Source organism: Aeromonas sp., from assembly GCF_050252055.1.
Taxonomy (GTDB): Bacteria; Pseudomonadota; Gammaproteobacteria; order Enterobacterales; family Aeromonadaceae; genus Aeromonas; species Aeromonas caviae.
Genome location: NZ_JBFWLQ010000009.1, coordinates 150,885 through 165,861, shown reverse-complemented (window position 1 = coordinate 165,861; position 14,977 = coordinate 150,885). Strand labels below are relative to the sequence as shown.

15 protein-coding genes are annotated in these 14,977 nt (G+C 62.7%); 5 read left to right on the top strand and 10 right to left on the bottom strand.

The features are described from left to right. Positions 1-23: 23 nt before the first annotated feature. From AB7E19_RS16545 to AB7E19_RS16530, 4 genes are all read right to left on the bottom strand, one after another. Positions 24-1,304, bottom strand: coding sequence for a sigma 54-interacting transcriptional regulator (locus tag AB7E19_RS16545; protein ID WP_124245197.1), 1,281 nt, complete (start codon positions 1,302-1,304; stop codon positions 24-26). A 54-nt stretch (positions 1,305-1,358) separates the two neighbouring features. Continuing rightward, on the bottom strand, positions 1,359-1,868 hold the full coding sequence (locus tag AB7E19_RS16540; RefSeq protein ID WP_039039694.1) for a hypothetical protein: 510 nt from the start codon (positions 1,866-1,868) through the stop codon (positions 1,359-1,361). 105 nt (positions 1,869-1,973) lie between these two features. After that, a complete protein-coding gene (locus AB7E19_RS16535; RefSeq protein WP_128342189.1) occupies positions 1,974-3,386 on the bottom strand; it encodes a sensor histidine kinase in 1,413 nt (470 codons plus the stop codon). A gap of 102 nt (positions 3,387-3,488) precedes the next feature. Beyond that, positions 3,489-3,581, bottom strand: a complete 93-nt coding sequence (locus tag AB7E19_RS16530) for a YnhF family membrane protein (RefSeq protein WP_010675981.1) — start codon at positions 3,579-3,581, stop codon at positions 3,489-3,491. A 125-nt stretch (positions 3,582-3,706) separates the two neighbouring features. Between AB7E19_RS16530 and folK the strand changes: the two genes are divergently transcribed. Next, positions 3,707-4,252, top strand: coding sequence for a 2-amino-4-hydroxy-6-hydroxymethyldihydropteridine diphosphokinase (gene folK / locus AB7E19_RS16525; RefSeq protein ID WP_010675982.1), 546 nt, complete (start codon positions 3,707-3,709; stop codon positions 4,250-4,252). A gap of 58 nt (positions 4,253-4,310) precedes the next feature. On the opposite strand, the gene AB7E19_RS16520 is transcribed toward folK, so the two are convergent. Beyond that, positions 4,311-5,015, bottom strand: coding sequence for an SDR family oxidoreductase (locus tag AB7E19_RS16520; RefSeq protein WP_039039618.1), 705 nt, complete (start codon positions 5,013-5,015; stop codon positions 4,311-4,313). Between the two features lie 159 nt (positions 5,016-5,174). Between AB7E19_RS16520 and AB7E19_RS16515 the strand changes: the two genes are divergently transcribed. Beyond that, complete coding sequence (locus AB7E19_RS16515; protein ID WP_029314862.1) at positions 5,175-5,579, top strand: CBS domain-containing protein; 405 nt, start codon at positions 5,175-5,177, stop codon at positions 5,577-5,579. Between the two features lie 258 nt (positions 5,580-5,837). After that, a complete protein-coding gene (locus tag AB7E19_RS16510; protein ID WP_233466804.1) occupies positions 5,838-6,593 on the top strand; it encodes a substrate-binding periplasmic protein in 756 nt (251 codons plus the stop codon). Positions 6,594-6,694: 101 nt separating this feature from the next. Here the strand turns inward: AB7E19_RS16510 and asnC are convergent, their stop codons facing one another. Then, on the bottom strand, positions 6,695-7,156 hold the full coding sequence (asnC, locus tag AB7E19_RS16505) for a transcriptional regulator AsnC (RefSeq protein ID WP_010675986.1): 462 nt from the start codon (positions 7,154-7,156) through the stop codon (positions 6,695-6,697). Between the two features lie 154 nt (positions 7,157-7,310). On the opposite strand from asnC, the gene asnA reads away from it, so the two are divergent. Then, positions 7,311-8,303: an aspartate--ammonia ligase gene (asnA, locus tag AB7E19_RS16500; RefSeq protein ID WP_316287083.1), complete on the top strand. Its 993-nt coding sequence runs from the start codon at positions 7,311-7,313 to the stop codon at positions 8,301-8,303. Between the two features lie 227 nt (positions 8,304-8,530). On the opposite strand, the gene AB7E19_RS16495 is transcribed toward asnA, so the two are convergent. The 4 genes from AB7E19_RS16495 to rluD all read right to left on the bottom strand — a co-directional run bounded on the left by AB7E19_RS16495 (position 8,531) and on the right by rluD (position 14,080). Continuing rightward, on the bottom strand, positions 8,531-9,355 hold the full coding sequence (locus AB7E19_RS16495; RefSeq protein ID WP_408765897.1) for an MBL fold metallo-hydrolase: 825 nt from the start codon (positions 9,353-9,355) through the stop codon (positions 8,531-8,533). Between the two features lie 59 nt (positions 9,356-9,414). Beyond that, positions 9,415-11,991 (bottom strand): ATP-dependent chaperone ClpB, encoded by a 2,577-nt coding sequence (clpB, locus tag AB7E19_RS16490; RefSeq protein ID WP_223954799.1) that lies wholly within the window; start codon positions 11,989-11,991, stop codon positions 9,415-9,417. A 251-nt stretch (positions 11,992-12,242) separates the two neighbouring features. Continuing rightward, a complete protein-coding gene (gene pgeF, locus AB7E19_RS16485) occupies positions 12,243-12,980 on the bottom strand; it encodes a peptidoglycan editing factor PgeF (RefSeq protein WP_427935959.1) in 738 nt (245 codons plus the stop codon). Between the two features lie 119 nt (positions 12,981-13,099). Continuing rightward, positions 13,100-14,080 carry a 23S rRNA pseudouridine(1911/1915/1917) synthase RluD gene (rluD, locus tag AB7E19_RS16480; protein ID WP_010675991.1) on the bottom strand — a complete coding sequence of 327 codons (981 nt, stop codon included), beginning with the start codon at positions 14,078-14,080 and terminating at the stop codon, positions 13,100-13,102. Positions 14,081-14,196: 116 nt separating this feature from the next. Between rluD and AB7E19_RS16475 the strand changes: the two genes are divergently transcribed. Continuing rightward, positions 14,197-14,952 (top strand): outer membrane protein assembly factor BamD, encoded by a 756-nt coding sequence (locus AB7E19_RS16475; RefSeq protein WP_029314864.1) that lies wholly within the window; start codon positions 14,197-14,199, stop codon positions 14,950-14,952. The last annotated feature ends 25 nt before the right edge of the window (positions 14,953-14,977 follow it).

The window sequence follows — 14,977 nt, the reverse complement described above, 5'->3', positions numbered from 1 at the left end:
ATCGACGGCCGCCCCTCTGTCATTTATCCCTTCGACTTGAAGTTGGCCGCCTCGATGCCGTGCCGATTCAGCAGCTTGTAGAAGTCGGTGCGGTTTCGCCCCGCCATGTTGGCCGCCAGGGTCACGTTCCCCTCCGTGGTGCGCAGCAGCCGGATCAGATACTCCTTCTCGAACTCGGCCCGCGCCTCGTTGAACGAGGGAATGCCGCCACCGCCGCCACTCAGGGCCGACTCCACCATGGCCGCGCCTATCACCGGGCTGCAGCAGAGGCTGGCGAGCTGCTCCACCACCCCGCAGAGCTGGCGCACGTTGCCCGGCCAGGCCGCGGCGGCCAGCAGGGCCAGCGCCTCCGGCGAGAAGCCGAGGGCGGCGCAATCGGGGTGACGGTTGCGGTAATCGTCCAGCGCCTGACGGGCCAGCAGGGGGATGTCCTCGCTGCGGGCGCTCAGAGGCGGCAGGGTGATGTTGGCCACGTTGAGGCGGTAGAAGAGATCCTCGCGAAAACGCCCCTCTTCCATGGCGGTCACCAGATCCTGATGGCTGGAGCTGATGACCCGCACCTCGGGGGTACCCTGACCATACTCCGCCAGCACCTGGAGCAACTTGGCCTGGAGTGACTCCGACAGATCCCCTATCTCGTCGAGGAAGAGGGTGCCGCCTTTGGCCTCGGCAAACAGGCCGGACTGGCCATCCTCGCCAAACAGCTGCAAGTCCAGCGCGGGCCAGGGCAGAGCCGCACAGTTGATGGTATGCAGCGGCTTGTCGCGGCGGTGGCTGGCCTGGTGCAGCACCTGGGTCATCACCCCCTTGCCGGCGCCGGAGGGGCCCAGGATCAGCACGGGCACGTCCATGGTGGCGATGCTGCTCGCCTGGATCAGCAACTGCTCCATCTGCGGGTTGCGGGTCTGGATGAGGGACTGCCACTCCTGCTGCTGCTTCGGACGGGTCAGGCTGAGAGCATGTTCTATGGTGACCAGCAGCTCGTCCTTGTCGATGGGCTTGGTGAGGAAGCTGAACACCCCGGAGCGGGTCGCCTGGATGGCGTCGGGAATGGTGCCGTGGGCGGTCATGATGATCACCGGCATGCCGAGCCACTGGGACTGGATCCGCTCGAACAGCGCCAGCCCGTCCATGCCCCCCATGCGCAGATCGCTCAGCACCAGGTCGGCCCGTTGCTGGCGCAGCCTGTCCAGCGCTCCTTCGGCGCTGTCGGCGGTATCTACCTCGTAACCCTGGCTGCGCAGGCGCATGCTCATCAGCTTGAGCAGGCTGGCATCATCGTCCACCAGCAGAATACGGCTCATGCTCTCACCCCCTCTTGGCGAAAAACGCGGTCATTGCGGCGCGGTCCGGAGCTGTCATGGCTGACCTCCCCCATTGAGCTTACGCTGGTTGAGCTGCTCGTCGATGGCGGAGAGCTGCTCTATCTGCTGGCGCAGACGCTTCACCTCCTGACTCTGATCGTCGCGGCGGCTGTCTCGCACCAGCAGCTCCTCCCCGAGGGCGATCCAGCTGCGCAGGAAGGCCTGGGCATCGAGACCGAGCTCCGGCAACAGAGCCTTCAGCTGATCCAGCCCGGCCCGGCGGCTGGCCACCGATTCGGACGGGTGGGTGTTGACCATGGCCAGGCTGACCCGGCTCTCGAGGTCGGTGGCGCCGGCCAGTCGCTGGCGCTCCTGCATCCGCTGCTGGGGATGGCTGGCCAGCAGCCAGTCCGAGTATTGCAGGCGCACCTGCATCTCCTTGTTGGCAAACTCCATCCGCCTGGCGATCGCCTCCTGGGAAGGCTCGGTGAGGCTGGTAGAAGGCAGCAGGGAACAGCCAGCGAGCAGGCCTATCATCAATACGGGAATCACAAATCGTTTCATCTTGAATGTCACTTCAGATCCTGGTGGGGAGCAGGCTCCTGCCCGCTCCTCTCAATATTCGGTGTCAAGGCGCCACCCGCACCTGCGGGGTCGCCGCCACGCCCGTCAGCTCGGGCGCACGTTCAAATCCAGCCGGAAACAGACATCCGCCTGGGCATCCTCGATCAGCCTGAGCTCGCCGCCCAGACTCATGGCAGACTCACGGGCAATGGAGAGGCCCATACCGGAGCCTTTCAGCAATCCCTGGCGCACTATGCTGCCCTGTTCGAAGGGCTCGAAGATGCGCTCCCGCTCGTCTGGCGGGATGACAGGCCCTTCGTTGGCCACCTCCAGCCAGCCGCCGCCCGCCCCCGCCCCGGCGCGGATCCAGATCTGTCCGCCCCTGGCGCCATAGCTGACCGCGTTGGAAAAGAGATTGTCGAGGATGAGTCGCAGGCGGTAGGGCTCTGCCCGCAGGCTGATGGGCTCGGGCGGCAAGTGTACACTGATTTGCTTGGATTCCAGCGCGAGCCGATACTCTTCGGACAAGTCTGACAACAAGGGCGCCAGGGGTACCTCGGACAGGGTGAACACCTCCTGCTGGCTGAGGCGATTGAAGTCGAGCAGCCGCTCGATAAGGGTCTGCAGACGGCGGCTGTTCTCCTCCAGCATCTGGCAGATCTCCTGCTGATCCCCGTTGAGGGGACCCACCAGCTGCTCCGAGAGCAGATCAGCCCCCTCCCGCAGCACGGCAAGGGGGGTTTTCAGCTCGTGGGATACGTGGCGCAGGAACTGGTATTTCTGCTGTTCCAGCTCCTTGAGCTTGTCGTGCAGCCAGCTGATCCGCTCCCCCAGCAGCACCAGTTCGGCCGGACCATCCACCGGGCGCTGATCCGGCTCGACACCGGCGCCCAGACTCAGGATCCGCGACTCAATCTGACGTACCGGGTGGATGATGAGGTAGGTAAAGAGCAACACCAGCAGCAGGCTGAGCCCGACCACGAAGCCGCTGACCCACCAGATCTGCTGTTTCAGCTCCACGATGGCGCCCCGCATGCGGGTCACGTGATCATCCACCTGGCTGCGGGTGACCACTTCCAGTTGCTGGTTCAGTTCGTTGAAGTCGGTGAAACGGGGGCTGGTCGCCTCCTGCCTGGCCTTGCGCAGATCCTGCAGGCCGTCGAGCCAGACCAGCGCCGCCTCGAGATCTCCGTAGACCTCGGCATCCGGAATGGAGTCCTGATGGGTCGCGAGCAGTTCCCGGTAGCGCACCAGCTGCTGTCGATAGCTGGCCAGGATGCGGTCATCACCCAGGACCGCATAGCGGCGCAGGGTGCGCTCCAGATCGATGGCCTGAGTGGAGAGCAGCGTCGCCCGGCGAGTGTCCCGCACCGCACGTTCCATCTCGTCGCTGGTGAGCTGGCCCAGGTGGGAGAGAGCCTGACTGTCGTGCCAGATCATGCCCCCCAGGGGCATCAGCACCAGCACGAAGCCCATCAGTACTACCTGGAGCAGGGAGCGGGGCCGAACCTTGGTCATCTTCTGCGGTCTCGATTCGTCATGGGGGAGCCAGCATATCCGCACTGCCCCAAAAAGCAAAACCGGCCATAAAGCCGGTTTGATTGCTCACCGAGGCCGGATTCACGCCAGGCCGACGGACGCCACACAGATGACAATGATCATGGCAAGGGCCCCTGACGCGGCCAACAGTGCCCATTTCATTTCTACGCTCATGCAAACCTCCTTTCTGCCAATCAGCGTTGGATCACAACAGATAACGACATGTTAATTCATAGTGAATCCCATAACCGTGAGCTGCGTATATATTTCAGACGAGCCCAACCCAAGGAATGGAAAGCATGTTTTACCTCTGTAGCATTGGATCCAATCTCGACCCCGCCCTGCACGTCAGTCAGGTCGTCGCCGAATTGCTGGCCCGCTTTGGTCGCCTTCACCTGAGTTCCGTCATCCAGACCAAGCCCGTGGGCATGCATTCGCGCCACGACTTCCTCAACTGCCTGTTCGTCGTCCAGAGCGACCTCTCCCCCGTCCAGCTCAAGGCCGAGTTTGTCACCATGGAGCTGGCCCATGGCCGGGATCGCAGCAACCCCCTGTGCAAGGTGGCGGACAGGCCACTGGACATCGACATACTGGCCTGCGGCGAACGGGATGACTTCGCCGAGGCCGGGGTGGATGCCTACCTGGGGGATCTGCTGGCGGAGATGTATCAGGGCGGCAGTGTGGACTCCGGCAAGGTGACCCTCGGCCTGCCGGGCAGCAAGGTGTTTGCGAAGCAGCGCATCGGCCAGGCCCCCATCCATCTCTGCCAGCAAGACGAGGCCCTGCTTCCCGGCAACGGCCACCCCGGCCCCCCTTCCCGGCACGCCGCCATCCGGCACCCTTGAGCCGTTCACACACATGAGGCGCCCAAAGGCGCCTCATGTCATGGCGGCCCGCCTTGCCCTAGATGACGGCGAGGGCGCGCCCCCCGTCCACCCGGATGCTGGCCCCGGTCATGTAGTCGTTCTTCATCAGCATCTGTACCGCCTGCCAGATGGGCTCCAGACCCCCCTCCCGCGCCAGCGGCGTCTTCGCCAGCACCTGCTGGCGCCAGTCATCCCCGTGCTCGTCGAGAAACAGGATGGGGCCAGGCTCTATGGTGTTGACCCGCACGGCGGGTGCCAGTTCGCGGGCAAAGCTCATGGCCAGGGAATGGGCTCCCGCCTTGGTGGCCACGTAGGCGGCAAACTGGGGCGCCGGGGCATGGATGTAGATATCGGTGATGTGGATGATGCCCCCGTTGGGCTGGCGGGCAAGGGCAGGGGCCAGCGCCCGGTTGAGCTGGAAGGGAGCCGCCATGTGTACCCGGTAGAACTGATCAAACTGGGCCAGCTGCACCGCAGGATCCGCCGCCTGGGGCTCGAAGGCGGAGGCATTGTGGATGATCAGGGCAAGATCCTCATGGGCCGCCAGCGCCGTCACCACGGCGCCCACCTCCTCTTCCCGGGTGAAGTCCGCCTGTACCAGCTCGACGCCCACGTCTCGCAGACGATCCAGCTCGGGCCGTTCGCTGCGATAGCTGCCCGTCACCTGCCAGCCAGCGGCCACCAGCTGCTCGCACAGATAGAATCCCAGGCGACGGCCACAGCCCGTTACCAATGCACGCATACCCTCTCCTTGTGGTTGTCGCCCTCCCCGATCCATGCAGGATCGCACGGAGAGCCCATTCATCGGCCATGACCTATCGATGTCCGAGGCAAAACCCATTGGCCCCGTGTCACAGCCACCGGGCATAGTGGCCCCATCGACCCCCATGGAGCCACCATCATGCTACAAATTCGCGATCATATGCAGCCATTGACCCACTCACTGCACCCCGGCCTCGGTCTGGCCGAGGCGCTGGACAGACTCCATCGGGCAAACCTGGGGGGCCTGCCGGTACTGGATGACCATCAGCACCTCGTCGGATTTCTCTCCGAGCAGGATTGCATTCCCGCCCTGCTCACGGGCAGCTATCACTGCGACACCCGTACTCTGGTCGAAGATCTGATGAGCCGGACCCCGCTGTTCGTCTCTCCTGATGACAACATCGTGGATCTCGCCCGCCAGATGGCCGGGGCCAGACCCAAGGTCTATCCGGTAATGGAGGGAGGCAAGGTGACGGGCATCATCAGCCGTCGTCAGGTGATGCAGGCCCTCAACACCCAGATGAAACAGTGTCAGGCAACCTGAGGCAGGCAACCTCGCACACGTTTCATGCCGACCACCCTCCCGCCCACAGCCGGCGAGTGGCTGGTCCACCCCGCCCGACTCTGCCACGGGGCGGCCTGTCGAGGCAGCGCCGCCCTCCTCCCACCGGCACCGTTCGTTTGTCCCCTCCCCATTTCAGGGTTTGCCATCCGTGGTCGTCTCTAGTTAGATAGGTGCCGGTCACAGTCCCTGCCGGATGCGACCCCGTCCCGAGTGCTCAGGAGATGTAACGTGCGACGCTTGCTCGTATTCTGCTTGCTGCTGCCCTGCTGGCTGTCAGCCAGGGAGCTGGTCATTGGTGGCATCCTGGAACCCCCTCTCAAGTGGCTGGATGCACAGGGACACCCTCGCGGGCTGGATGTTGATCTCGTCACCGCCATCTTCGGCACGCTCCATACCCCCATCAGGATTGAGCTCATCGATTCGGGGGCCAGGCTCACCCGCAATGCCGAAAGCGGCTTCTATGACCTGCTGCTGACCCACTCCTACAAACCGGAGCGGGAGGCCTATCTGCTCTACCCCAAACAGGCCCATATGCTCCATAGCTGGCACTTCTTCATACGCAAGGAGTCCGCAGGCCGGATCCATTATGACCATCTGACGGATCTCAAACCCTGGCGCATCGGTGTCACCCGGGATTTTTCCTATACCCCCGAGCTCGCGGCGGCCATGACAGACCCGAGCTATCACTTCCAGGAGATCCCCATCAACCAGCTGCAACTGCGCAAACTCATCGCCGGTCGCATCGACGTGGTGCCCATGTCCCTGGTCACCGCCTTCACCCAGATAAGAGAGGAGGGACTGGAAGGCAAGCTCGACTACCTGCCAAAACCCCTCAAGACCAGCCCCTACTTCAATGTCTGGACCCGTTCCCGGGCCGATGCCGACACCCCGGCCCTGATGGCCGCCTATGATGCCGAACTGCTGCACATGAAGCGGGACGGCCGGCTCAAGGCCCTCTACGACAAATACGGCATCCCCTATATCGAACCCTGATCCACCGGTCAGGGTGCCCTATCCCGCAGGGTCAAATTCTGCTGCGCGGACAGGGTCTCGCACGGGAGAGGGATCTCTACGCCCCCCTCAGACCACCCGACTCAAGGCTTTACATCCCGCAGGATCGGGTTTTGCAGCGAAATCAGCGTCTCGGTGGACTGGATCTCGTCGATGGTCTGGATCTTGTGGATCAGTACCGTCTGCAACTCGTCGATGGAGCGGGTCATCACCTTCATGAAGATGCTGTAGTGGCCCGTGGTGTAGTAGGCCTCCACCACCTCGTCCAGCGCCTGCAGTTTGGCCAGGGCCGACGGGTAATCCTTGGCGCTCTTGAGGTTGATCCCGATGAAGCAGCAGACGTCGTAGCCCAGCTTCTTGGGGTTCACCTGCACTCGCGTTCCCTCGATGATGCCCGCCTGCTTCATCTTCTCTACCCGCACGTGGATGGTGCCCGGGCTCACCAGCAGTTGTTTGGCCAGCTCGGCGTAAGGCAGGCGCGCATTCTCCATCAGGGCGGTGAGGATGGCCTGATCGAGATTATCGATCCGATAATTTTCTGACACTTTTTTGCGCTCCTTTTAATGATTCATCATTAATTGATGGCTTATTTTGAAGAAAAAAACACACAAAGCCTATTTCAATTATCGAATATTGAATTTAGTTGGCATTCTGTTGAAGAATCACCGCATTCAACGGATTCACGACAGGTAATTCAGCATGAAACAGCACTACATCCGCAGCCAACAGCAGATCAGCTTCGTCAAAGAGATGTTCTCCCGCCAACTCGCACTGCAACTCGGCCTGATGGAGGTACAAGCCCCCATTCTGAGCCGGGTCGGTGACGGCACCCAGGACAACCTCTCCGGCTGCGAGCATGCAGTGCAGGTCAAGGTGAAAACCCTGCCGGAGCACAGCTATGAGGTGGTCCACTCCCTGGCCAAGTGGAAGCGCCAGACCCTGGGTCGCTTCGGTTTCGGCCCGGGTGAAGGCATCTACACCCACATGAAGGCACTGCGTCCGGACGAGGATCGTCTCAGCCCCATTCACTCCGTCTACGTCGACCAGTGGGACTGGGAGAAGGTAATGCCGGGCGAGCGCCGGGATCTGGCCTATCTGCAGGAGACGGTGCGCGGCATCTGGGCCGCCATCAAGGCCACCGAGCGCGCGGTCTGTGCCGAGCATGAGCTGACCCCCTTCCTGCCGGCGGATATCCAGTTCCTGCACAGTGAAGAGCTGCTGACCCGCTACCCGGACCTCGATGCCAAGGGACGCGAGCGCGCCATCGCCAAAGAGCTGGGAGCGGTCTTCCTCATCGGTATCGGTGGCGCCCTCTCCCACGGCGAACGCCACGACGTCCGTGCCCCGGACTACGACGACTGGAGCAGCGAGAGCGAGCTGGGGCTGGCGGGTCTGAATGGTGACATTCTGGTGTGGAACCCGGTACTGCAGGACAGCTTCGAGATCTCCTCCATGGGGATCCGGGTCGACGCAGAGGCCCTGCGCCGTCAGCTGGCCATCACCGGGGACGAGGATCGCCTGCAGTACGACTGGCACCAGGATCTGCTGGCAGCACGCATGCCGCAAACCATCGGCGGCGGCATCGGCCAATCCCGTCTGGCCATGCTGCTGCTGCAAAAAGAGCACATCGGTCAGGTCCAGGTCGGCGTCTGGCCATCTGAAATGAAGGCTGCCATCCCAGACATGCTGTAACGAATTGATTTGATTGCATCTGTCCTCCTATCGCGGCAACACGGCGCGGGACAGACGCGATAGCGAAGCTGGTCAGCCGGGGTGGAGAGCGTATCCCGACTGACTGTAAGGCGGGCATGGTCGCTGACTGTGCCTGCCGACCCTGGGGCTTGCCCCTGCGATCCGCTCAACCCACGTCAGATCGCATCGAATACATTCCTCCCGGCAATCTTCGGATTGCCGTTTTTTTATGCAGGAAATCGGTACTCGAAACCGGCCCCGATCTGGCGCTGCCGCGGCAGCACCGCCTTCCGTTTGCCGGTGCAATGACAGGCAAACAGCTTCTCTACCGCCTCCTCCTGCAGATAAGTGCCGAGCGCCACCGCCCGCTGCGGGCCGGAAAACTTCAGATGCAGGCCGCCGATGACGGCGTGGATCCGCTCATCGCCACACACCTCCTTGGCCCGCGCGATGATGTTCTCGGCCCCGGCGTGACCACAGCCGATGAAGACTATCAGACCCTGCTCGCTCTTGTAGACCAGCGCCGAATCATCGCTGATAAGGTCTTTCTCCACTCGCCCGCCCCGCACCATGTAACCAAGCAAGGAGGGTTTGGCCTGCTCCCGTCGCAGTATGGATCCCAGGAACACCAGCCGCTCGGACAGCCAGACCGGCTCAGCTGAACAGTGAGGGAGCAGCCCTCTCGTCGCCAGTTGTCGCGGATCCAGGTCGCCCGAGAGGCGGTAGAGGTTGTAGCGTCGGGGCAGCAACGGCAGGAAGTAGCCCCGCTCATTGAACACATCCGGACAAGCGATCAATGGAATGGGATCGGAATAGACGGGCAGGGAGCCGATGCCTCCCACGTGATCGTAATGGCCGTGGGACAGCACCACATGGGTGAGAGAGACGAGATCGATCCCCATCACGGCGGCGTTGTGGCACAGCGCCCGGCCACGGCCGCTGTCGAACAACACCCTGAGGCCATCGCACTCCAGCAGCAGGGCTAGCCCTCTTTCGGGCACACAAGCCGGGCGATGAACCTCGTCATCCACCAGCACAGAAAACTTGATCATCTCACCTCCCTGAAAACAAAAACGCAGGCGCGAGGCCTGCGTTTTCATCGATAACGGCGTTAAGGCTGGCTCATGGTGAGCCCATTGCTGTCGGCTCCCAGCAGCAGCTTCTTGCCGGGGATGACCCGGCCGCTGAGCAGGGCCTGGGCCAGCGGGTTCTCCACCTTCTGCTGGATCGCCCGCTTGAGGGGACGCGCCCCGTAGACGGGATCGAACCCGGCATGAACCAGCTTGGTCAGCAGCTCCTCGCTCACCTCCACCTCGAAGCCCTGGGACTCCAGACGGCTCATCAGGCTCTTGAGCTGGATGCGGGCGATGGACTTGATGTGCTCCTCACCGAGCGGGTGGAACACCACGGTCTCGTCGATCCGGTTGATGAACTCCGGCCGGAAGCTGCGGGTCAGCACCTCCATCAGCATGGCCTTCATCTCGTCATAATCCTTCTCGGAGTGGTGCTCCTGGATGAGATCAGACCCGAGGTTGGAGGTCATGATGACGACCGTGTTGCGGAAGTCCACGGTACGCCCCTGACCGTCGGTCAGGCGGCCATCGTCCAGCACCTGCAACAGGATGTTGAACACGTCCGGGTGGGCCTTCTCCACCTCGTCCAGCAGGATCACCGAGTAGGGGCGACGGCGCACCGCCTCGGTGAGATACCCCCCTTCCTCGTAACCCACGTATCCCGGAGGCGCCCCCACCAGACGGGCCACGCTGTGTTTCTCCATGAACTCGGACATGTCGATCCGCACCATGGCGTCCTGGGTATCGAACAGGAACTCCGCCAGCGCCTTGCACAGCTCGGTCTTGCCCACACCGGTGGGGCCGAGGAAGAGGAAGGAGCCGATGGGGCGGTTCGGGTCGGACAGCCCGGCACGAGAGCGGCGAATGGCGTTGGAGACGGCGTCCACCGCCTCTTCCTGGCCGATCACCCGGCTGTGCAGCTGATCCTCCATCCGCAGCAACTTCTCCCGTTCCCCTTCCAGCATGCGGGCCACCGGAATGCCGGTCCAGCGGGCCAGGACGTCGGCGATCTCCACGTCGGTGACCCGGTTGCGCAGCAGGCTGGTCTCCTGCATCTCGGCCTGGGTGGCGAGATCCAGCTGTTTCTCCAACTCCGGGATGCGGCCGTACTGCAACTCGGACATGCGGCCCAAGTCCCCTGCGCGGCGCGCCACTTCGAGATCCTGACGGGCCTGCTCCAGTGCCGCCTTGATGTGCTGAGTCCCGGCGAGGGCAGCCTTCTCGGCCTTCCACACCTCTTCCAGCTCATTGTATTCCCGCTCTTTTTCCGTCAGTTCCTGATTGAGCAGATCGAGGCGCTTGCGGCTGGCGTCGTCGTCCTCCTTCATCAACGCCTGCTGCTCCAGCTTGAGCTGGATGATGCGCCGTTCGAGCCGGTCCAGGGATTCCGGCTTGGAGTCGATCTGGAGCCGGATGCTGGCCGCCGCCTCGTCGATAAGGTCGATGGCCTTGTCAGGCAGCTGGCGATCCGCGATGTAGCGGTGGGAGAGCTGGGCCGCCGCGACGATGGCGGGATCGGTGATCTGCACATGGTGGTGCAGCTCGTAGCGCTCCTTCAGGCCACGCAGGATGGCGATGGTGTCCTCCACCGAGGGCTCCTCCACCAGTACCTTCTGGAAACGGCGCTCCAGGGCGGCATCCTTCTCCACGTACTGCCTGTACTCATCGAGGGTGGTGGCCCCGACGCAGTGCAATTCGCCGCGGGCCAGGGCGGGCTTGAGCATGTTGCCCGCATCCATGGCACCCTCGCCCTTGCCGGCACCGACCATGGTGTGCAGCTCGTCCACGAAGAGGATGACGCTGCCCTCCTCCTTGGCCAGATCGTTCAGTACCGCCTTGAGGCGTTCCTCGAACTCGCCGCGATACTTGGCACCGGCCACCAGGGCCCCCATGTCGAGCGACAGCACCCGCTTGTTCTTGAGCCCTTCCGGCACTTCGCCATTGATGATGCGCTGGGCCAGCCCCTCGACGATGGCGGTCTTGCCGACGCCGGGGGCACCGATCAGCACCGGGTTGTTCTTGGTGCGGCGTTGCAGCACCTGGATGGTGCGGCGAATTTCGTCATCCCGGCCGATCACCGGGTCGAGCTTGCCGAGTTCGGCCCGCTCGGTGAGATCGATGGTGTACTTCTCCAGCGCCTGGCGATTCTCCTCGGCGTTGGCATCCTCCACCTTCTTGCCGCCACGGACCTTGTCGATGGCTGCCTCGAGTTTTTCCTTGGTCAGCCCCTGGGCACGCAGCAGTTCGCCCAGCGTCCCCTTCTCGTCCAGGGCCGCCAGCACGAACAGCTCGGACGAGATGAACTGATCCTTGCGCTGCTGGGCCAGCTTGTCGCAGACGTTGAGCAGCCGGCCTAGGCCGTTGGAGAGCTGTACGTCCCCTTCCACGCCGCTGACGCGGGGCAGGCGGTCCAGCTCCTCGCCGAGGCGCGAGCGCAGGGTATTGATGTCGAGCCCGGTCAGGGTGAGCAGCGGACGAATGGATCCGCCGTCCTGATTGAGCAAGGCGCTCATCAGATGGACGGGTTCAATGAATTGGTGGTCACGACCCAGTGCAAGAGACTGGGCATCGGAAATGGCAATCTGGAATTTGCTGGTCAGGCGATCGAGGCGCATTGCACTCCCCCTTCAAGACAGACGCCGCATGCGCGGCAACAACATCGCTTTCTGACAAGGAAGATGTGGTCTTGAAGGGCAATTTCAAGGGGTGGCTGTTTATTTTTTCCTCAATAGCAATGACCGAGGGAAAACAACCTCGCAATGGCAGCCTGTACCCTGAGCCTGCTCGGCAGCAAGATCATGGCCGCCGGAGGCCCATCACCAGGGAGTGAAGAGGCGCTTGCGGCCACTCGCGAGCGCCTTTTCGGCTATTTTTCCAGCCACACAAGGGAGGCCATGCGACCCGTCTGCCCGTCGCGGCGATAGGAGTAGAAGCGCTCGCTGTCGCTGAAGGTGCAATGTTCGCCACCATAGATGGCGGTGACGCCGGCGCGGGCGAGGCGCAGTCGGGCCAGCTGGTAGATATCCGCCAGCCATTTCCCTTCGTTGAGGGATGGCACGAATGCAGTCGCCGCTTCCGCCTGCTCCGCCATGAAGGCATCGCGCACCTCGCCACCCACTTCGAACTCGGCGGGACCGATGGCCGGGCCCAGCCAGGCCAGGATCTCGCCAGGCTCGCAGCCCATGGCGGCGATGCTTGCCTCCAATACGCCCCCCTGCAGTCCGCGCCAGCCGGCATGGGCCGCCGCCACTACGGTGCCTGCCCGATCGCAGAACAGCACCGGCAGGCAGTCGGCAGTCATCACGATGCAGGCCTGCCCCGCCTCATGCGCACAGGCGGCATCGGCATCCGGTACGCGCTCATAACGGTCGCTCACCGGATGGACGGCGATGCCATGTACTTGGTTGAGCCAGTTGAGAGTGCCGGGGATCCCCGCCACCTGCTGCAGTCGGGCGCGGTTGGCCTCGACCCTGCCCAGTGCATCGCCTACATGGGCCCCGAGGTTCAGACCAGCAAAGACCCCTTCGCTGATGCCGCCGTCCCGGGTGGTCGAGAGAGCCCTGACATTGCCCGGTGCGGGCCAGTCGGGTGCGATCCAGTTCATCTGTGGCTCCTTTCGTTCATATGAAAACGGGGCCCCTTGGCTGCAACCAGTCAAGGGGCCCCGCATCAGATCATGGAGGGCAGGTTACGGCAGGAATCGTCGCAAGGCCGCCTCCGGGATCAGTTCCAGACAAGATCGTCCGGATTGGCCAGGGTATCCGCCCGCAGCACTTCCATCAGCGCCACCATATCCTGCGGCGTGGGGGAGTGCCACTCCATCACTTCACCCGTGATGGGGTGCGCCAGCTTCAGCATGGTGGCGTGCAGCGCCTGACGGTGGAAACCGCGCAGGGCCTCCGTCAGTTCGGGGGTGGCGTTGCGCAGCAGACGCAGACGACCGCCGTAGGCGGGATCCCCCACCAGCGGATGCTTGATGTGGGCCATGTGGACACGGATCTGGTGGGTACGACCGGTCTCCAGCCGCAACCGCAGACGGGTGTGCCCACGGAACTTCTCGTGCACCCGGTAGTGGGTGACGGACTCGCGCCCGTTGGGCACCACGGCCATGTGGGTACGCTGGGTCGGGTGACGACCGATGGGGGCATCGACGGTGCCGCCGGCGGTCATGTGACCGATGGCAATCGCCTCGTACTCACGGGTGATCTGGCGTGCCTGCAGGGCTTCCACCAGGTGGGTCTGGGCGGGAATGGTCTTGGCCACCACCATCAACCCCGTGGTGTCTTTGTCCAGACGGTGCACGATACCGGCGCGGGGGACCTCGGCGATACCGGGGTAGCGGTGCAGCAGGGCGTTGAGCACGGTGCCGTCCGGCGTACCGGCGCCCGGGTGAACCACCAGGCCGGCCGGCTTGTCGATCACCAGGATGTGTTCATCTTCATAAACGATGTTCAGCTCGATGTTCTGGGCATCCCAGCGGGTGTCGTCTGCCAGTTCCACATTTACATGTACCTGCTGCCCGGCCACCACTTTCTCGCGCGGGGTATTGGCAACCTGACCGTCCAGGGTCACTCTGTCCTGTAAAATCCACTCCTTGATGCGGGTCCGGGAGTAGTCGGGAAACAATTCGGCCAGGGCCTGGTCGAGTCGTTGCCCGAATTGGTGATCCTGAAATTCGCCTGTCAGTTCAATATGCTGGCTCATGTATGGTCTCTTGAGCGGGGGTATCAATTCGAAATAATCCGGGTATTCTAGCTTTTCTTTTAGCCAAGCATAACGGATACTTTGCCAATTTCGTGGAAATGGACCGGATGTTGTTGATGGGAAAGAAGTCTCACCTGCTGATGTCGCTCGCCTTGGTCGCTACTCTGATCACTGGCTGTTCCAGCACCAAACCCAAGGTTCCCGACGAACCGCCGGAAGTTCTGTACCAGAAAGCCCGCATCAAACTGGATACCGGCAACTACCTCAATGCCATCGAACTGCTGGAAGCGCTGGACTCTCGTTACCCGTTCGGCGCCTACTCCAACCAGGTTCAGCTCGATCTCATCTATGCCTACTACAAGCAGGATGATACCGCCCAGGCGATCGCCAACATCGACCGTTTCATCCGCCTGAACCCGGCGCACAAGAACATCGATTACGTCTTTTATATGCGCGGCCTGACCAACATGGCTGCGGATTACAACTTCTTCCAGGATTTCCTCGGCATCAATCGGGATGACAAGGACCCCTCCTACGCCCGTCAGGCCTTCCAGGACTTCAAGACCCTGCTGCAGAACTACCCCAACAGCAGCTATGCAGCCGATGCCCGTGCCCGCATGATCGGCCTGAAGAACCGTCTTGCCCGCTATGACCTGGGGGTAGCCGAGTACTACGTCAAGCGTGACGCCCTGATCGCCGCAGCCAACCGCGCCAAGCTGATCGTCGAGACCTATCCCGACACGATGGAAACCGAGAAGGCACTGGAAATCATGGTCAACGCCTATGACACCCTGAAGATGCCGACCCTGGCCCAGCATGCCCGCGAAGTGCTTGCCAAGAACTACCCGGACAACCGTCTCGGTCGCGGCTGAGTAGCGAACGAACAATGAAAAACCG